This window comes from Haemophilus sputorum HK 2154, from assembly GCF_000287615.1.
Taxonomy (GTDB): domain Bacteria; phylum Pseudomonadota; class Gammaproteobacteria; order Enterobacterales; family Pasteurellaceae; genus Haemophilus_A; species Haemophilus_A sputorum.
Genome location: NZ_ALJP01000003.1, coordinates 76,358 through 95,173 on the forward strand (window position 1 = coordinate 76,358; position 18,816 = coordinate 95,173).

At 38.4% G+C, this 18,816-nt stretch carries 19 protein-coding genes; 9 read left to right on the plus strand and 10 right to left on the minus strand.

From position 1 onward, the window contains the following. Window positions 1–147 precede the first annotated feature (147 nt). On the plus strand, window positions 148–624 hold the full coding sequence (locus tag HMPREF1128_RS00525) for a hypothetical protein (RefSeq protein ID WP_007523081.1): 477 nt from the start codon (window positions 148–150) through the stop codon (window positions 622–624). 59 nt (window positions 625–683) lie between these two features. Here the strand turns inward: HMPREF1128_RS00525 and recQ are convergent, their stop codons facing one another. The 5 genes from recQ to HMPREF1128_RS00550 form a co-directional block, all read right to left on the minus strand. After that, window positions 684–2,489 carry an ATP-dependent DNA helicase RecQ gene (gene recQ, locus HMPREF1128_RS00530; RefSeq protein ID WP_007523284.1) on the minus strand — a complete coding sequence of 602 codons (1,806 nt, stop codon included), beginning with the start codon at window positions 2,487–2,489 and terminating at the stop codon, window positions 684–686. A 157-nt stretch (window positions 2,490–2,646) separates the two neighbouring features. Beyond that, window positions 2,647–2,955 (minus strand): iron donor protein CyaY, encoded by a 309-nt coding sequence (gene cyaY, locus HMPREF1128_RS00535; protein WP_007523035.1) that lies wholly within the window; start codon window positions 2,953–2,955, stop codon window positions 2,647–2,649. A gap of 11 nt (window positions 2,956–2,966) precedes the next feature. Then, on the minus strand, window positions 2,967–3,746 hold the full coding sequence (locus HMPREF1128_RS00540) for a glycosyltransferase family 25 protein (RefSeq protein WP_007523078.1): 780 nt from the start codon (window positions 3,744–3,746) through the stop codon (window positions 2,967–2,969). Window positions 3,747–3,787: 41 nt separating this feature from the next. Continuing rightward, window positions 3,788–4,819, minus strand: a complete 1,032-nt coding sequence (gene tsaD / locus HMPREF1128_RS00545; protein ID WP_007522989.1) for a tRNA (adenosine(37)-N6)-threonylcarbamoyltransferase complex transferase subunit TsaD — start codon at window positions 4,817–4,819, stop codon at window positions 3,788–3,790. A gap of 64 nt (window positions 4,820–4,883) precedes the next feature. After that, on the minus strand, window positions 4,884–5,657 hold the full coding sequence (locus HMPREF1128_RS00550) for an outer membrane protein assembly factor BamD (protein ID WP_007523064.1): 774 nt from the start codon (window positions 5,655–5,657) through the stop codon (window positions 4,884–4,886). A gap of 150 nt (window positions 5,658–5,807) precedes the next feature. On the opposite strand from HMPREF1128_RS00550, the gene rluD reads away from it, so the two are divergent. Continuing rightward, window positions 5,808–6,785 (plus strand): 23S rRNA pseudouridine(1911/1915/1917) synthase RluD, encoded by a 978-nt coding sequence (rluD, locus tag HMPREF1128_RS00555; RefSeq protein ID WP_007523008.1) that lies wholly within the window; start codon window positions 5,808–5,810, stop codon window positions 6,783–6,785. Between the two features lie 45 nt (window positions 6,786–6,830). Here the strand turns inward: rluD and HMPREF1128_RS00560 are convergent, their stop codons facing one another. The 3 genes from HMPREF1128_RS00560 to HMPREF1128_RS00570 all read right to left on the minus strand — a co-directional run bounded on the left by HMPREF1128_RS00560 (window position 6,831) and on the right by HMPREF1128_RS00570 (window position 9,497). Beyond that, window positions 6,831–7,652 (minus strand): D-alanyl-D-alanine carboxypeptidase family protein, encoded by an 822-nt coding sequence (locus HMPREF1128_RS00560; RefSeq protein ID WP_007523134.1) that lies wholly within the window; start codon window positions 7,650–7,652, stop codon window positions 6,831–6,833. Window positions 7,653–7,749: 97 nt separating this feature from the next. Continuing rightward, a complete protein-coding gene (locus HMPREF1128_RS00565; RefSeq protein ID WP_029495207.1) occupies window positions 7,750–8,784 on the minus strand; it encodes a glycosyltransferase family 9 protein in 1,035 nt (344 codons plus the stop codon). A gap of 32 nt (window positions 8,785–8,816) precedes the next feature. Beyond that, window positions 8,817–9,497, minus strand: coding sequence for a YdcF family protein (locus HMPREF1128_RS00570; protein ID WP_007523087.1), 681 nt, complete (start codon window positions 9,495–9,497; stop codon window positions 8,817–8,819). Window positions 9,498–9,552: 55 nt separating this feature from the next. On the opposite strand from HMPREF1128_RS00570, the gene argG reads away from it, so the two are divergent. Together argG and HMPREF1128_RS00580 are read left to right on the plus strand one after the other, a co-directional pair. Beyond that, complete coding sequence (gene argG / locus HMPREF1128_RS00575) at window positions 9,553–10,884, plus strand: argininosuccinate synthase (RefSeq protein ID WP_007523218.1); 1,332 nt, start codon at window positions 9,553–9,555, stop codon at window positions 10,882–10,884. Window positions 10,885–11,007: 123 nt separating this feature from the next. Then, on the plus strand, window positions 11,008–11,679 hold the full coding sequence (locus tag HMPREF1128_RS00580; protein ID WP_007523037.1) for a hypothetical protein: 672 nt from the start codon (window positions 11,008–11,010) through the stop codon (window positions 11,677–11,679). A 93-nt stretch (window positions 11,680–11,772) separates the two neighbouring features. Here the strand turns inward: HMPREF1128_RS00580 and HMPREF1128_RS00585 are convergent, their stop codons facing one another. Next, window positions 11,773–13,152, minus strand: a complete 1,380-nt coding sequence (locus HMPREF1128_RS00585; protein WP_007523196.1) for an L-serine ammonia-lyase — start codon at window positions 13,150–13,152, stop codon at window positions 11,773–11,775. A gap of 216 nt (window positions 13,153–13,368) precedes the next feature. Between HMPREF1128_RS00585 and hemW the strand changes: the two genes are divergently transcribed. The 4 genes from hemW to queF are packed head-to-tail and all read left to right on the plus strand — an operon-like array spanning window position 13,369 to window position 16,456. After that, window positions 13,369–14,529: a radical SAM family heme chaperone HemW gene (gene hemW / locus HMPREF1128_RS00590; protein ID WP_007523211.1), complete on the plus strand. Its 1,161-nt coding sequence runs from the start codon at window positions 13,369–13,371 to the stop codon at window positions 14,527–14,529. Window positions 14,530–14,564: 35 nt separating this feature from the next. Continuing rightward, entirely contained in the window at window positions 14,565–15,041 is a 477-nt protein-coding gene (gene bcp / locus HMPREF1128_RS00595; protein WP_007523130.1) for a thioredoxin-dependent thiol peroxidase, read from the plus strand. Beyond that, window positions 15,034–15,582 (plus strand): D-glycero-beta-D-manno-heptose 1,7-bisphosphate 7-phosphatase, encoded by a 549-nt coding sequence (gene gmhB / locus HMPREF1128_RS00600; protein WP_007523060.1) that lies wholly within the window; start codon window positions 15,034–15,036, stop codon window positions 15,580–15,582. Before bcp ends, gmhB begins: the two co-directional genes overlap by 8 nt. Before the next feature lie 34 nt (window positions 15,583–15,616). Continuing rightward, window positions 15,617–16,456: an NADPH-dependent 7-cyano-7-deazaguanine reductase QueF gene (gene queF / locus HMPREF1128_RS00605; protein ID WP_007523163.1), complete on the plus strand. Its 840-nt coding sequence runs from the start codon at window positions 15,617–15,619 to the stop codon at window positions 16,454–16,456. An 80-nt stretch (window positions 16,457–16,536) separates the two neighbouring features. Here queF and HMPREF1128_RS00610 read toward each other — a convergent pair whose 3' ends face one another. Next, window positions 16,537–16,860: a DUF5339 domain-containing protein gene (locus HMPREF1128_RS00610; RefSeq protein WP_007523026.1), complete on the minus strand. Its 324-nt coding sequence runs from the start codon at window positions 16,858–16,860 to the stop codon at window positions 16,537–16,539. Between the two features lie 395 nt (window positions 16,861–17,255). Here HMPREF1128_RS00610 and HMPREF1128_RS00615 point away from each other — a divergent pair, with 395 nt between their 5' ends. Continuing rightward, a complete protein-coding gene (locus HMPREF1128_RS00615) occupies window positions 17,256–18,806 on the plus strand; it encodes a cytochrome ubiquinol oxidase subunit I (RefSeq protein ID WP_010129290.1) in 1,551 nt (516 codons plus the stop codon). The last annotated feature ends 10 nt before the right edge of the window (window positions 18,807–18,816 follow it).

Consider the following 18,816-nt stretch of genomic DNA (forward strand, 5'->3'; position numbering starts at 1 on the left):
GCATTCCCACACTCCTTTTGCGCTAGCCATTTTTTTATATTGCTTTTTATCTCTCACTTTTCTTAGAAATAACGAATATTTTTGATAGAATGCAAAATTATATTTTAACTTATATAGCGATTGTGCTTTATAGCTAAAGGTGAAAAAATGAAATGGGATGTGATTTATAAGTTTTGCTTGCTGTGTATCCTCATTGTAGGATTAGCAGGGATGTTGTTCAGCGGCTTAGGGATTTATTTTCAGTGGCCTATTCAAGGTCTCTTTCAGTGGCATTTAGGTTCTGCCTTCCTCTTGATTTTGGGCGTGGCTTTACACTTTTTCAATCGTAAAAATAAAGCGGTCAAAATTGTGCAACAATTTACAGATTTGATCACACATAACCGCTACCCTACTTATTGCAATTTAGATCGTTTGATCATGACGTTTGAGCATTTTTCAATTCTACAAATTGCGGAGCAACTTCAGCTCAACCCTTCGATTTTATTCACCGAATTAGCTAACGGAAAAATAAACTTCAGCGATGCTAACCGTACTTTGCGAGAAAATTTCCCTCATAATGATGAAAAAATTTTCGCAGCAGTGACTATTGCATTGAAGTTACGTTTCAACCCTAAGCTAAAATAAAAATCGGGCAACTTGTAAAACAGGTTGCCCGTATTGTTTTGATGTAAGAAAATTTTTTCTTATTTTCTGGCTTCAAGATGTTGCTCAATCAGTTGCATAAAAGCTTGTCCAAAACGTTCTAATTTACGTTCACCAACACCGTTAATATCTAACATTTCAGCCCGAGTGGTTGGGGTAAATTGAGCCATTTCTTCTAAGGTTGCATCGTTAAATACCACATAAGGTGGAATATTTTCTTTATCTGCAATTTGTTTACGCAAGAAACGCAGTCTAGCAAATAAATCTTTATCATAGCGAACACTGGCTTGTTTTTGACTAAATGCAGTAGCAGAAAAGGTTAATCGAGGCATTGCCAGTTCTAAAGCCACTTCGCCTCGTAATACAGGGCGGGCTTCTTCCGTTAATTGCAGGGCCGAATGATGCGCAATGTTTTGGCGAACTAGCCCCAAATGAATAAGTTGGCGAATGACGCTAATCCAATATTCACGACTTTGCTCTTTACCAATGCCGTAAACCGATAAGCTGTCATGTTGATGCTGGCGAATTGAAACATTATTCATTCCACGTAGCACTGCAACAACATGATGAATGCCAAAAGTTTGCCCCGTACGATAAATGACGGACATCACTTTTTGCGCATCTAATAAGCCATCGTATTTTTTCGGTGGATCAAGACAAATATCGCAATTTTTGCATGGTGCTTGACGGGATTCACCAAAATAGTTAAGTAGCACTAAGCGACGACACGTTTGTGATTCAGCAAATGCGCCAATAGCTTGTAATTTATGCTGTTTAATATCACGTTGTTCACTTTCTGGCTCTTCAAGTAAAATTTTTTGTAGCCATGCATAATCAGCGGGGTCATAGAACATGACTGCTTCAGAGGGGAGATCATCTCGCCCTGCACGGCCGGTTTCTTGGTAGTAAGATTCAATGCTACGCGGTAAATCAAAGTGAACGACAAAACGCACATTAGATTTGTTAATCCCCATTCCAAAAGCGATGGTCGCTACCACCACTTGTACGTTATCGCGTTGAAAAGCATTTTGTACGGTTTCACGCTGTTGTACGCTCATTCCGGCATGGTATCCCATTACAGAAATATGACGAGCACTTAATTTTTCTGTGATTTCTTCAACTTTTTTCCGACTATTGCAATAAACGATGCCACTTTTACCTTTTTGTGCGTTAATAAATTTTGCCAACTGTTCCATGGGTTTAAATTTTTCTTGCACAGTATAACGAATATTTGGGCGGTCAAAACTGCCTAAATAAGTATGAGGATCGTTAAGGCGAAGATGGTGCAAAATATCCGCACGTGTAGTTGGATCAGCCGTCGCTGTTAGTGCCATCAACGGAATATTTGGGAAAGTTTTGCGTAAATTACCTAATAAAGTATATTCAGGGCGGAAATCATGCCCCCATTGTGAAACACAGTGCGCTTCATCAACAGCAATAAAGCTGACTTTACAATAGGAAACTAAACGAAAAAATCCCTGCGTCATGACCTTTTCTGGAGATAAATAGAGTAGTTTTAGCTGACCAGAAAGAGCCTTTTGTTCAACTGCTTGTTGTTCTTCCTGCGTTTGCGTAGAGTTTAAATAGGCGGCTTCAATGCCATTGGTAAGCAGCTGATCAACTTGGTCTTTCATCAAGGAAATGAGAGGAGAAATGACCAAGGTTATTCCCTCTAGGCATAGGGCAGGGACTTGATAGCAAAGTGATTTTCCTCCACCAGTTGTCATAATGACGAGGCAATCCCGACCAGCAAGAACGGCATCAATGACCTCTTGTTGACCTTGGCGGAATTGCTGATAACCGAATACATTTTGTAGTACGGTTTGTGGCGTGGAGAATGTTTGCATTTAATTAAAATAGGTAGGTTATTCTGTTTGAAATTCAGCTAGTATTGAGCTGATGAGCTTATTAAAACTGTGCTAAATTCTTGCTTATTTCAACGAACTATTAAGAAAAGCTGATATGTGAATAACTAACACAACCGCTTTTCTTAATATTGACTGATTATGAGAATTTAACTTCTTCTCCGTGTCTTGCAAAGGCTTCTTCTAAATGCGTCCATAATGAGCGTCCTTCAGCGGTTTTCCATTCATTATCGATATATTTAAAATGGAAGCCACCGAGTTTGCTGGCTAGCCAAAGTTCTAGCATTGCTTCCTGTTTATTGATGATGATTTGCGAGTGATCATCAAAGGTTAAAGTACATACTGAGCCTTGAATTTCGGTATCTACTGATAATCCTTCATCATCAATTTTTTCTTCAATTTCTTGCCAAGTTTGTTCAACTAATTGATGGAATTGTGCTACGTTCATGTTAGGTTCCTTTATTTAAAATCAGATTTTTTCCCAAATACTTTTTTATACAATTGGCTTAGTGGGCGTTTTATTTCTCTTATTATTTTTGATAATAGGCTGCGTTTTTTGGCTTTAGCTTGTGTGCACCATTGCCCGCCCTCTCTATTCATCATACCTAAAGTATAATTTTGTGGATTGAGTAGGCAGTCCTGAATACAAATAGCGGGTTGCATTTGCCAAACCTGATAATCAGGTTGTGTTAATAGCGTTTTAAATAATAAGTTATCAATTTCAATATCATTAATTGATTTGATATGTTTAACAAGAAAATCAATCCCTTTTTTAGTCACAATATAACCGCTGGTTCCAGGATTTACGGCGGTAAGTTGATAAAATTTTCGCCCTAAATAAGTTTTGCTTGGAAATAGTTTAGTCAGAATAGTTTCAAAGTTTCTCTCAATTTTAACAATATCCACCGTATTATCGACATAATTCAAGTTTAGGAATTGACTTGCATTTTCGCCCAGATGAACATCATCTTCAAAAATACAAATGTAGTTTAAGTTTTGTGATTTTGCTAAGTGGAATAGGGCAATATGACTTAATGCACAAGCAATCTCTCCTCTGGTTAATGGACTTTGTGAAATATCAATGCCTAGCGATTTTGCTGTTTCTTCCATGTTATCTGGTGTAATCGCATCAAAAAACGAAAAAGAAATGCCTTGTTTACCAAATTCTTGTTCGATATGTGCTCTACGTGAATGTGCGTTAGTTAAGCTGATAACATAATTATGTTGAGGAAGCGTCATCTGTTCACCTTTTGCAAAAAATCTAAAAATTCAACCGCTTGTTAGGCAATTTCCGGAAGGTCGGTCATTGCCCAGCGAGGTTTGACGCTCACGCTTAAATCGGTATGCTCCCCATGTTTTAAGCGTAGGAAACCTGTATAGGCAATCATTGCGCCATTGTCAGTACAAAACTGCGGGCGCGGGTAGAAAACTTCCCCTTTGAGATTTTTCATCATTTCGGCTAAATCTGCACGGAGTTGTTTATTTGCACTTACACCACCAGCCATAACTAAACGTTTATAGCCCGTTTGTTGTAAGGCGCGTTTACATTTAATGATAATAGTATCTACCACTGCTTGTTGAAAGGCGTGGGCAATATCACAACGAGTTTGCTCATCAAGGTTGCCTTCGGCATTTAAATTGGCGTTGATAGTATTTGCTGCAAAAGTTTTTAAACCAGAGAAGCTAAAATCAAGCCCTGGTCTGTCAGTCATTGGACGTGGAAATATAAAGCGATTTGGCGTGCCTTGTTCAGCAAGTTTTGAAACTGCAACACCAGCAGGGTAGTCTAATCCCAGAAGCTTTCCTGTTTTATCAAAAGCTTCGCCCGCCGCATCATCAATAGATTCGCCGAGTAATTCATATTGACCAACACCATCTACTTTGACTAATTGAGTATGGCCGCCTGAGATAAGTAATGCCACGAATGGAAATGGCGGTGGATTATCTTCTAACATTGGTGCTAGTAAGTGCCCTTCCATGTGATGAACCCCTAGCGCAGGCACTTGCCAAGCATAGGCAAGCGAACGAGCAATAGTGGCACCAACTAATAACGCGCCAACTAAGCCAGGGCCAGCAGTATAGGCAATGCCATCAATATCTTTGGCAGTTAAGTTAGCCTCTTTTAATGCAGCATCAATTAATGGCAAGGTTTTGCGAATATGGTCGCGAGAGGCAAGTTCTGGTACAACACCACCGTAATCAGCGTGCATCTCTATTTGACTGTAAAGTTGGTTAGCGATTAAGCCTTTTTCTTCATCAAAGATCGCAACACCAGTTTCATCACAAGAGGTTTCAATACCAAGGATTTTCATATTATGACTCATTAAAAAAGCGGAAAGGGGCGAGTATCATCGCCCCTATGCTGGTTAACTTTCACTAGAATTGTGAACTGTATTCAGGTTTTTTCGCACTTGGGAAAGTTTTATCTTTATATGCTTGAATTAACCCTTCGGTTTTTTCTGCTGAATCTGCCATATTCATTTTTTCAAAGGCTTTTTTCATCAGCGGTAATGCTTCTTTCGTTGGTTGACTATCTGGATAGTAGCGCAACATTTCTTCTACGCGGTTTACTACCGCTACAGAAGCATCGCGATCATCATAGAATTTCACGATAAGTAATTCATGTTCTGCGAGACGATCTTTTAAATAAGCCATCCAGTTTTGTGCATCTGGTACATATTTACTGTTCGGGAAACGTTGTACGATAGTTTGGAAGCTACCATAAGCATTACGAACATTTTCTACTGCACGCGCTGCTGAGTTTACACCGAAGAAGTTTTGGATAAAGTTATCGCCTAAACGAGCATTTGAAAGTGCAGCTAAATAAACCACATAATCTAAACTTGGGCTATCCGGATAAGTACGCACGAAACGTTCTGCTGCATCTAAAGCTTTGTAATATTCACCAACTTTATACTGTGCGTAAATTAAGCTTAATTGAGTTTGTTCGCCATATTCTGATTGTTTTGAACCAATTGCTTCTAAGTAGCGAATCGCTGAATTGTAGTCGCCTTCTTCTAAATAAGTTTGCCCTTTGGTGTAAAGGGTTTGAGCAGAAGCTTCTTCTAATTCTTTATTTGCACTGTTAGAACAGCCAACTACAAGAAGTCCTGCTAAAACTAAGCTGGCAAGAGATGTCAATTTACGCATAGTAATTTTACCTATAAAAAAGTGTCTATGATCAAAAGTTAATGTACAATGGTCAAGTTTGACTCATGGCACTTTGCTAAGTTCATACGAATAGCGCTATTTTATAGAAGCTATTCAAATAAGCAACAGACAAATCGGATTTATCAGTAAATGACCCAACAAATGATTTTAACGGCAGAGGTTTCTGCTGATTTATTAGGCGCCCGTTTAGATCAGGCTTTGGCGCAGCTTTTTCCGGATTATTCTCGTTCACGTTTGAAGGTGTGGATTGATGATTCTCGAGTAAAAGTGAATGGAAAAATAGTAAATAAAGCACGTGAGAAAGTTTTCGGTGGCGAGCAAATTGAAGTAAACGCAGAAATTGAAGAAGAGATTCGTTTTGACCCACAAAATATTCCACTAAATATCGTTTATGAGGATGAGGATATTATTGTCATCAATAAACCGAAAAATTTAGTGGTTCACCCGGGCGCGGGCAATCCTGACGGAACAGTGTTAAATGCGCTTTTATATCATTATCCACCGATTGCGGAAGTACCACGCGCAGGAATTGTGCACCGTTTAGATAAAGATACGACTGGATTGATGGTTGTTGCCAAAAACATTCCTGCACAAACACATTTAGTGACCGCATTACAAAAACGCCAAATCACCCGAGAATATGAAGCGGTGGCAAGTGGTATTATGACACAAGGTGGGAAAGTCGATGAGCCGATGGCGCGCCACCCAACCAAAAGAACGGCAATGGCGGTTCATCCAATGGGAAAACCTGCGGTAACGCATTATCGAATCATGGAGCGTTTTCGTAATTACACGCGACTACGTTTGCGTTTAGAAACAGGACGCACGCACCAAATTCGTGTGCATATGGCGCATATTGCTCATCCATTATTAGGTGACCAACTTTATGGTGGACGACCACGCCCACCTAAAGGCGCTAGCGAAGAGCTATTATCGGTATTACGTGGTTTCCAACGTCAAGCGTTACATGCAGCTATGTTAAGATTAGCCCACCCCATTACTGGTGAAATGATGGAATGGCATGCACCGTTACCAGAAGATTTTGTTGAACTGATTCAGGCATTGAAAGCGGATTATGAATTATATAAAGATCAGCTAGATTACTAATCAAAGAAAAATCCCTTGTAAGTAACTTACAAGGGATTTGCATTTTTAGCTTTCTTCATCTTCTTCAAGCCCATAATCTTCATGAGCAAGGACATCACAGCCATATTGTTCTAATTTATTTCTCGTAAAGTTAGAACGTGCGCCTGAGCTAGCGTTATTTAAGCTAATCACACCAATAGTTGCTTTATTGCACTGATGTTTATTTACAAAGACTAAGTTATAACCCGATTCTCGGATATAACCAGTTTTGTTAATTGCAGCATCAAACATTTCTTCACGAACTAAGCGATTAGTATTTTGCATAAAGACGTTCTGACGCCCCGCTCTAACATAAGTTGCTTTCGTATTAGAAAGCATTTGAATTTGCGGTTTATTCATAGAGTATTTAGCCAATTTTACTAAATCCATTGCGCTAGAAATATTCGCGCTCGATAAGCCAGAACTGTCATGAAAACGAGTCGAATTCATGCCTAGCTGCTTCGCTTTTTGGTTCATTTTTTGGATGAACTGTATGCGACTCATCCCAGCAGAACGTGAAAGCGCATGAGCTGCGTAGTTATCAGAATGTACAAGCATGGCTTTTAACAATTCATTACACGAAATAGGGGTGTATTTTGGTAATTTTGTCCCTGTGCCCTTGATGTAATCGAAATCTTCATCAGAAATAGAGGCAGAACAATTCGGATTCTTATTATTTTCTAAAAACACATTAGCCGTCATTAGTTTCGTTACGGATGCAATGGGCTGTACGTTATTTGGCGCACGGCTTTCTAAGATTCGATCGTGAGTAAAGTCATAAACGACATAAGATTGCGCCATGGAAACCGCAGGGAATACTGCCAGCGCACAAAGTAATTTTTTAAACATAATTCTTTTTCGTTGAGCAAAATAAAGGCGCTATTCTAGATCAAAATAGCGTCATATTCCATGCTTAAAAAGGGGATTTACGTTTAGTTTTTTAGCTTTACATTTGCCAATGTTTGGCAACAAACGGCAAAATAGTAGTTAAAGCATCAGAAATTGAGATGAGGGATAAATTCATTTGTTCCGCTTTTGTTTTTGCTAGCGGTGGCATAAATGCCAAATGGCGATCTTCTGCATTAATTGGCCGCCAACGTTGTGGCTGAGCAGAGAGGCGACTTGGATAAAAGCCGATAGTTGGCACATTCAAGGCACCCGCAATATGGAGTGGGCCAGTTGAGCCAGCAATAAAAAGATCTGCACAAGCAATAGCGAGACTAAAGTCTGCCAAACCTTCATTTTTATCATAAATTGCTGCTTTTTGATGAAGTTTAGCTGCCAGTTGTTGCGCGCGTTCACTTTCACCTTTTCCTGCAGTTAATATGACTTCACACGGATATTGCGCACAAATTTTATTGATCAATTCAGCATATTGTTCCAAGGTAAGGCTACTTGCAGAACCACCAGTCGAACTATGCACGAAAAGCCATTTACAAGCGGTTGAAATTTGCAGATTTTTTGCTAATTTGGCTTTTTGAGCTTCAATTTCATCTGCACTAAATTGCAAATAAGGTGGGGTTGGTTCAATGACTTTAATACCTTGCTTAGTCAGAAATGCACGCGCTAAATCTAAATTATATTCGGATTCAGCTTTCGCAGATTGTGAGCGACGCTGAGTTAATCGGTGGTTATATAAAAATTGAAAAATTTTGGTCGCCGGTGCTAAACGGAATTTAATGCCACTTTGCCAAGCTAATTTCGCATTATGCCAGTCAGAGACAAAAGAAATCATCGCATCAAATTTCTCTGCTTTAATGGTATTAAGAAGCTGCTTAAATGCTGCGAAATCTTTTTTATCAGCACAATCTACAATGACATGATCAATAGACGGACAAAGCCTTGCAAGTGGCTCCGTATAGCTCGGTACAAGCGCAGTAATTTCAATATCTGGCAGAGATTGTTTAAGCATCGCAAATGCTGGAAAACACACCATAAAATCGCCGATTTTATCGTTACGGACGACAAGAATTTTTTTCATATTATTCATTTCGTTATCTTTTTCTTCTAGAATTATTTCAACCATTCAACATAAAAGCCGATAAATTCGCGTAAGCTGGAATAACCATCACCAAAAGCGAAAAAATAAGGGCTGCTACTTTCAATTTGTGTGAAACCTGCTTTGCGATAGAGCATTTTAATTCGGGTTTGATGAAAGAATTGTGACACGGAAATAGCCGAATGCCAGCCCTTTGGTTGCATAATGGCTAAGCTGTTTTTTACTGTCAATTCTGTGTCATTGCCATAATTATCCACAATAATTGCTGACTGAGGAATGCCTTGTGAAAGCAAGTATTCCTGCATTTTATCCCCTTCCCAGAAACCTTCTTTGCCAAAACCACCACTGACAATAATTGCGGGCACTCGTTTGGCTTGGTATATAGCAACAGCTTGATCAAGGCGCGCTTGTAAGCGAGTAGAGAGTGTTCCATCTTCATTGACTTTATTGCCAAAAACAATGGCTACATCAGCATTGGTTTGGTGATCAGTTAAACCATCAATGGTAGCGTAAGTGATGTGCGCGCCTAGCCAAATGGCGAAAGCAATGAGTGGATATCTAAATTTATAAAGCAATTTTTTCATAAAGTCGTTTAACAAGCGGTCGAATTTTAAAATGGATTTGCAAATCCAGAATAGCTCAAATTTTAGATGAAATTTCTCTTTTTTTCTAATAGAATAAACCAGTTTTGCCATTCGCAAACGTTTGCGGGTGACTTTTCATTCATCATAAAAAAATATAGGAATTCGTATGTCAGCAACAATTTTAGAATCTCTCCCATTAGGTCAAAAAGTGGGTATCGCATTCTCAGGTGGTTTAGATACTTCAGCAGCATTGCTCTGGATGCGTAAAAAAGGTGCTGTGCCTTATGCTTATACGGCAAATTTAGGTCAGCCAGATGAAGATGATTACAACGCAATTCCGAAAAAGGCGATGGAATATGGTGCAGAAAATGCGCGTTTAATTGACTGTCGCTCACAATTAGCCCATGAAGGGATTGCCGCAATTCAATGTGACGCATTCCATATTTCAACGGGTGGTATTCCTTATTTCAATACGACGCCATTAGGCCGTGCAGTAACCGGAACCATGTTAGTTGCGGCAATGAAAGAAGATGATGTCAACATTTGGGGTGATGGTTCAACCTTTAAAGGTAATGATATTGAACGTTTCTATCGCTATGGCTTATTAACCAATCCAAAATTAAAAATCTATAAACCTTGGTTAGATAATCAATTTATTGATGAGCTTGGCGGACGTTTTGAAATGTCTCAATTCTTAATCGAAAATGGCTTCGATTATAAAATGTCTGTAGAAAAAGCTTACTCAACGGATTCAAATATGCTTGGCGCAACTCACGAAGCAAAAGATTTAGAAGAATTAAGCACTGGCATGAAAATTGTTAAACCAATTATGGGTGTTGCTTTCTGGGATGAGAAAGTTGAAATTAAATCTGAAACTGTATCGGTTACCTTTGAAGAAGGGGTACCGGTAGCATTAAACGGTAAACGTATTGATGATCCGGTTGAATTGATTCTTGAAGCTAACCGCATTGGTGGTCGCCATGGTTTAGGTATGTCAGACCAAATCGAAAACCGTATTATTGAAGCAAAATCTCGCGGTATTTACGAAGCCCCAGGAATGGCATTATTACACATTGCTTATGAGCGTTTAGTGACGGGTATTCACAACGAAGATACGATTGAACAATATCGTATTAACGGTTTACGTTTAGGTCGTTTGTTATACCAAGGTCGTTGGTTTGATCCGCAAGCGTTAATGTTACGTGAAACCGCACAACGCTGGGTAGCAAAAGCTATTACAGGTACGGTGACACTTGAACTTCGCCGTGGTAACGACTTCACGATTCTTAATACTGAATCACCAAACTTAACTTATGTCGCAGAACGCCTAAGTATGGAAAAAGTGGAAGATGCACCGTTTACCCCAAGTGATCGTATCGGTCAGTTAACTATGCGTAACTTAGATATCGTAGATACACGCAACAAGCTTGCTGTTTATACCGATACAGGTTTACTTTCAGCGAATAACCAAGTTGTGCCGCAATTAGGCAGCAAATAATAAGCTTATGATCGCTTATCGCCCTAAATGAAAATTTAGGGCGATTTTTTATTTTTAGCTTGGCAGATATGATGATTTTATTCAATAATGCTGGTGATATTCTAATTTCACAAGGAGATTTAAATGTTCAAAAAAACATTGTTAGCCTCAACTGCGGCATTGAGTTTAGTCTTAACAGCCTGTAATGATCCAAAAGAGGCCAATAAAGAAAACTTTGGCAAAGCGATTTCAGAATACCTTGATACACAGCCAGCAGTTTGTATTGCTTATCCAAAGTCAAGTTTTAAATTACCAATAGAGTCATCATTAAATAACGAGGAACAAGTCGTTTATCCTATATCTGGCCAATTTAAATCGTTATATGAAGATAGTGTTAAACAAGCAACTTATTTGGCGGAAAAAGGGTTGTTTACGGAGGAAACACAATCAATTAGTGTAAAAGATATATTGGGTGGATCATCTACTGAAAGTGCAAAAGTTTATTCTCCAACAGAGAAATTAAAAAGTTATTTGGTGATAAAAGACAGATTTTGGGGAAATAAACTTTGCACAGGGAAAGTGACTTTAGATCAAGTTGGGATATTCACAGAACCAGCTGAAGCAATGGGAATGAAATTTTCTCGTGTAGATTATACAGTTAAAGTGAGCGATTTAGCAGACTGGGCTGCTGATCCAAAATTTTCTGAGCTATTTAAAGGTCGTAGCGCTAATAAAGTTGAAGGTCAACAAAGAATGGCATTGATTCTAACTAGTGAGGGTTGGAAAAGTGAACATTTGATGAAAGGTAAGCGGTAATATTAAGTAGTCATTTTGCAAATATCTGGCAAAAACAGACCGCTTGTAACATAAAGCCCCGAATGCGGAAGAGCACTTCGGGGCTTTTTCCATTTAGTCGCAAGGTAAGATTTTGATAGCTAAACCACCGGTTGAAGTTTCGCGGTATTTTGCATTCATATCTTTACCCGTTTCATACATGGTTTCAATGACTTTATCTAAAGTCACGCGGGGCTGAGAAGTTAGGCGTAGCGCCATGCGGCTAGCGTTGATTGCTTTGACAGAGGCAATAGCATTACGTTCAATACATGGCACTTGAACTTGACCACCCACAGGATCGCAAGTTAAACCCAGGTTATGTTCCATGGCAATTTCTGCCGCAATACAAACTTGATCTGGTGTGCCTCCCATAATTTCAGTTAAGCCCGCTGCAGCCATAGAACAAGCCACACCCACTTCGCCTTGACAGCCAACTTCAGCGCCAGAAATTGAGGCGTTCATTTTATAAAGCGACCCGATAGCACTGGTTGCGAGAAGGTAGCGTTCAATAGTTTCTGCATTAAGTGGCGCAATAAATTGTTGATAGTAGGCAAGTACTGCTGGCACAATCCCGCATGCGCCATTAGTTGGGGCTGTTACGACTCGTCCCCCAGCGGCATTCTCTTCATTGACTGCGAGAGCAAACATATTTACCCAGTCGATAATTTGCATTGGATCTTGGTTAAATTTACTGGTTGCCTCTAATGTACGACGTAAAGAAGGGGCGCGACGCACGACTTTTAAGTTGCCTGGTAATAAACCTTCTGTATGTAATCCACGTTGAATACAGGCTTCCATCGTTTGCCAAATATGTGCTAAATAAGCTGAAACCTCTTCTTTTGGTCGAAGAGCTATTTCGTTACGCCACATTAAACTTGAGAGGGGCAATCCTTCATTTTGGCAATGTTTTAACAGATCTTCAGCGTGCTTATATGGAAAGGGTACTTGGATGTCAGATTGTGTCGCTTGATTAAAATGTTCATCATCAACGATAAAGCCACCACCAATCGAATAGTAGGTTTTTTCTAGTAATAATTGACCTTCAACAAAAGCACTGATTTTCATTGCATTTTCATGACGAGGTAAAAATTCATAATGAAACGGCATATCTGCATAAAAATCAAAAGCGATAGATTTTGCTTGTTCAGGTTGTGCTTCATTAAGGGTTAATTGGTGATTTTGCTTTAAAGTGTTTATCACTTGGTCGATACGATCAATTTCCACATAATGCGGTAAATAGCCCATTAAGCCCATAATGATAGCCGTATCTGTGTTATGTCCGCGCCCAGTCAGCGAAAGCGAACCGTAAACATCCACCAACAAGCGGTCAGTTTTGGCTAATAATTTGCAAGCGGCAAGTTCATCAATAAACGCTTTTGCGGCTTTCATTGGGCCGACAGTATGGGAACTAGAAGGGCCAATGCCCACTTTAAACATATCAAAAACACTAATCATAGACATCCATTTAAAAGAAAAATGAAGACAAACAAAAAGGGCGGTATTTTACTGCAAATTTCTATTTTATGCAGAAAAATACGTAGGTTTTTATTCTGTGCTAGAGAGATTTTTGCTAAAATCAAGCAAGGAATTTAGGGCAAATTAAGCTCTGTTTAAAAAGGCGTAGCAAATACGCCTTTTCTCTTTATAACCTCATTTAATTAGGAAGATGTTGTGCAATTAACTCCGCCGCCACTTAGCCTTTATATTCATATTCCTTGGTGTGTGCAAAAATGCCCCTATTGCGATTTTAACTCGCACGCGCAAAAAGGCCTGATTCCTGAGGCGGAATATATTCAACATTTGCTTGCAGATTTGTCGCAAGATTTAACCGCTTACCAAGCCGCAATTGGGCATCGAAAAATCCACTCTATTTTTATTGGTGGCGGAACACCTAGCCTTTTTTCGGCAGAAGGCATCGCTTATTTATTAAAAGAAGTGGAAAAACGCATTGCTTTTGAACCGCATATTGAAATCACGCTAGAAGCAAACCCAGGAACGGCAGAAGCAGCGCGTTTTTTAGGATATGCAGAAGGCGGCGTTACCCGTATTTCAATGGGGATTCAAAGCTTTGAACCAGAAAAATTATTGAAGCTAGGGCGTATTCACGATAGCCAAGAAGCAATACAAGCGGTCAAATTTGCGCAAGATTCTGCAAAATCAGGGCTTAAGAGCTTTAATATTGATTTAATGCATGGTTTGCCAAATCAATCGGTGCAACAGGCGTTAGCAGATTTAGAAACAGGCATTGCGTTAAACCCGCCACATCTTTCGTGGTATCAGCTCACCATTGAACCGAATACCATGTTTTATTATCGTAAACCGACTTTGCCGGATGATGATGCATTGTGGGAAATTTTTGAACAAGGACATCAGTTGCTGACTCGCGCAGGCTACGAACAATATGAAACTTCTGCTTATGCGAAAAAAGGTTTTCAATGCCAACATAATTTAAATTATTGGCGTTTTGGCGATTATTTAGCCATTGGTTGTGGAGCACATGGAAAAATTACTTTTCCAACTGGCGAAATTTATCGTTTTAGTAAAACGAAGCATCCTAAAGGTTATATGCGTGGCGAATATCGTTACCACCAAGAACAAATTGAATTTGCAGATCGTCCTTTTGAATTTTTCATGAATCGTTTTCGTTTGTTAGAAGCTGTGCCAAAATCGGAGTTTGAGGCTTATACTGGCTTAAACGAAACAGTTGTTCGCCCTACAATGGATTGGGCATTAACACAGAATTACATCACAGAAAATGCGAGCCATTGGCAAATTACTGAGCATGGTAAGCTCTTTTTAAATGAATTATTAGAGGCCTTTTTGGCGGATTAAGCTAAAATAGTACAAAAAAAAGTGTGGAGAGAAAAATGAATCGATTAACAGTAGGTGCAAAAGCACCAGAATTTAGTTTATTAAATCAAGCAGAACAAAAAGTCAGTCTTGCAGAATTTACAGGTAAAAAAGTCTTGGTTTATTTCTATCCGAAAGCTTTAACGCCGGGATGTACTACACAAGCCTGTGGTTTGCGCGATAGCCAATCTGAATTAAAAGCATTAAATGTAGAAGTTTTAGGTATTAGCCCTGATTTACCGAAAAAATTAGCCCAATTTGCAGAGAAAAAAGCGCTAAATTTCACTTTGCTTTCTGATCCTGATCATCAAGTCGCAGAGGCTTTTGGTGTCTGGGGTGAAAAGAAATTTATGGGAAAAACCTATGATGGTATTCATCGCATCAGTTTTTTAGTTGATGAAAAAGGTGTGATTGAAGCAGTATTTGATAAATTTAAAACTAGCGAGCATCATCAAATTGTGGTGGATTTCTTAAAAGGAAAACAGCATGGCTAACAAGGCAATTTTTTTAGATCGAGATGGCACAATTAATGTCGATCACGGCTATGTACATAAAATTGATGACTTTCAATTTATTGAAGGCGTAGGTAAAGCATTAAAACAGCTACAAGATAAAGGTTATTTATTGGTGTTGGTAACTAATCAATCTGGTATTGCGCGTGGTTATTTTTCAGAGGCACAATTTCATCAACTGACTGAATGGATGGATTGGTCTTTAGATGAAGATTATGGTGTAGTGTTAGATGGTATTTATTATTGTCCGCATCATCCTGAAGGAAAAGGCGAGTTTAAAGCAGAGTGCGATTGTCGCAAGCCGAAAGCGGGAATGTTTTTAGAGGCGATTAAAGATTTAAATATCGATCCTAAGCAATCTTATATGGTAGGCGATAAATTAGAAGATTTATTAGCTGCAGAAGCTGCGGGCGTGAAAACTAAAGTGTTGGTCAAAACGGGTAAGCCTATGATAGCTGAAGGTGAGGCAAAAGCAGATTTAGTGTTAGATAGCGTGGTTGATTTAGTTCGCTATATCAAATAATTCAGAAAAAAGATTCAAAATAAAAGGAGAGAGTGTGAATTACGAAGATAAAAGTTTATTAGGTTTAAAATTAGGGCAAAAAACTGACTATAAAACAACCTATGACCCAAGTTTATTACAAGGTGTGCCAAGAAAATTAAATCGTGATGGATTAGGCATTACTGAACACCAACCGTTTGATCGTGGTGCTGATATTTGGACTTGTTATGAGCTTTCTTGGCTCAATTCAAATGGCTTACCACAGGTGGCGATTGCAGATGTAGCAGTAGATTTTCGTAGTGAAAATTTAATTGAATCAAAGAGTTTTAAGCTTTATTTAAACAGTTTCAACCAAACCAAATTTGAATCAATTGGGCAGGTTCAACAAACGATTATGCAAGATTTAAGTCAGTGTGCAAGCGGTCAAGTTTCAGTAAAAATTTGCAAATTATCTGATTACCGTGGACAGCAAATTGTCGATTTTGCTGGTGAATGCATTGATGAACAAGATATTACCATTAGCGATTATAGCTTCTCTAATGACTATCTGTCAGATGTTGCTGAAGGCGAGGTAGTGGAAGAAACGTTAGTCAGCCATTTGCTTAAATCTAATTGCTTAATTACCAGCCAACCAGACTGGGGAAGCGTGCAAATTCATTATCAAGGCAAGCGATTAAATCGTGAAAAATTACTGCGTTATTTAGTTTCTTTCCGGGAACATAATGAATTTCATGAACAGTGTGTAGAGCGTATTTTTACCGATTTAATGCAGTTTGCTAAACCAGACAAGTTGACTGTTTATGCTCGTTATACTAGACGTGGTGGATTAGATATCAACCCATTTCGTTCTAACTTTGAAGATTTACCGCAAAATTTAAGAATGGCTCGTCAGTAATAGAGTGTGATAGAAAAAAGTGTAATTAGAAAATAAAAAACCAAGCATAAGCTTGGTTTTTTTATATTGGGATTAGGTAATTAGTGTTTTTGCTTTAAGGTATTTAACGTGGTTAATCCTTTATCACAGCTTTTTTGTTGTAAATCAGATTCCATCGCTAAAATTTGTTTTTTAGTTGCAGAAAGTTTGTTTTTCATTTTTGCCACTTGCGTGTGCGTACCTGGTTGTCTTTCAGCTTCACGCACTAAACTATCTGCAATGTTAAACATTTGTTGACATTGCGCTGGAAGTTTTGCGCTAACAGCTGGTTTACTCATTGTTAATGAAGAAGTTTTTACTTCTGCATGTGCCAAACTAAACAAACAAGAGCTTGCAAAAACAGAGAAGATAAATTTTTTAAACATTAGGCTTTACCTTTTATAATTATAGCTAAAAAATATTTGTTTTCTTCTCATTAGCAAGAAAACGGAACGAGATTAACAAAAACTAAACAGCTTGTCATTAAAAATATGTAAATTTTAGGATCTTTTTGATCTAAAAATAAAAACCAAGGAAAAGAGTAAGGTATATTTTAACCTAAAAAAAATGATAATTTTGTGAGAAAGATCTCAAAAATATAAAAAGTGGTCGGTGCAGCTATTCTTTCTTTGTCTATTTCGGAGTAGAATATCTAATGAAACTTTTTTAATACTCCATATTTCATGTGGTATTCTAGTTTCTTTTATTATGTCTTATGGGTAGTTATTTGACTTTTCAAATAACTAATCGTTCATTTCTTTTATAAAAGAAGGGGTTGGAGATGTTAGACTTTGTTGAACTCTCTCGTTTGCAGTTTGCCTTAACTGCACTCTATCACTTCTTATTTGTGCCACTTACATTAGGTCTTTCTTTCGTCCTCGTTGTGATGGAAACACTTTATGTAACCACAGGTAAAGAAGTTTATAAAGATATGACTAAATTCTGGGGTAAGTTATTTGGTATTAACTTTGCTCTAGGGGTAACAACTGGTCTTACGATGGAATTCCAGTTCGGAACTAACTGGTCATATTATTCTCACTATGTTGGTGATATCTTCGGTGCACCTTTAGCATTAGAAGGTTTAATGGCATTCTTCTTAGAATCAACCTTTGTTGGTTTATTCTTCTTTGGATGGGATCGTCTTACTAAGAAAAAACATTTATTAGCAACATATTGCGTCGCATTTGGTTCAAATTTCTCTGCGATGTGGATTCTTGTTGCAAATGGCTGGATGCAAAACCCGGTAGGTTCAGAATTTAATTTTGAAACTATGCGAATGGAAATGACAAGCTTCAGCGAATTATTATTAAATCCGGTAACACAAAGTAAATTCTTACATACCGTAACAGCAGGTTATACCTGTGGCGCAATTTTTGTATTAAGTATTAGCGCTTATTATATTTTGAAAGGTCGTGACTTAGGCTTTGCTAAACGTTCATTCTCAGTAGGCGCAGGCTTCGGTTTGTTTGCTATTATTGCCGTTTTAGCAATGGGTGATGAATCAGGTTATGAAATTGGTAAAGCTCAACCAGTTAAATTAGCTGCAATGGAAGCTGAATGGGAAACTCATCCTGCGCCAGCGGCATTTAATGCGATTGCAATTCCAAATTCACAAGCTCGCCAAAACGATTTTGCAATTCAAATTCCTTATTTAGGTGGTTTAATTGCAACACGTTCTTTAGATACACAAATCAAAGGTTTAAACGATATTCGTAAAGAAAATATTGAGCGTGTACGTGAAGGGGCGAAAGCAGTTGTTTTATTAGAAAAATTAACTTCAGGTAACTATAGCGAAGAAGATAAAGCAGCCTTCAAAGCAGTACAAAAAGATCTTGGTTTTGGCTTATTATTAAAACAATATGCGCCAGATGTTGCTAATGCAACTGAAGAGCAAATTTTAAAAGCTGCAGATGCAACTATTCCAAAAGTAGGTCCTAACTTCTGGGCATTCCGTGCGATGGTTGGCTCTGGTATGTTAATGTCAGTGATTATTGGTTTAGCCTTCTTATTCAACTTCCGTGGTACAGTAGGCAAAAATAAACTGTTCTTAAAAGCAGTATTATGGTCTATGCCATTACCATGGATTGCGATTGAATCAGGCTGGTTCTTAGCAGAATATGCGCGCCAACCTTGGGCGGTATATGAGTTATTGCCAACCGGTATTTCAGCATCACACTTAAGCGTTGCAGAACTTTGGACAGCAATTGGCTTATTATGTGGCTTATATACTATTTTCCTCGTAGTAGAAATGTATTTAATGTTCAAATTTGGTCGTCTTGGCCCAAGTGCATTAAAAACAGGTAAATACTACTTTGAGCAATCTGCGAAATAAGGAGTAGATA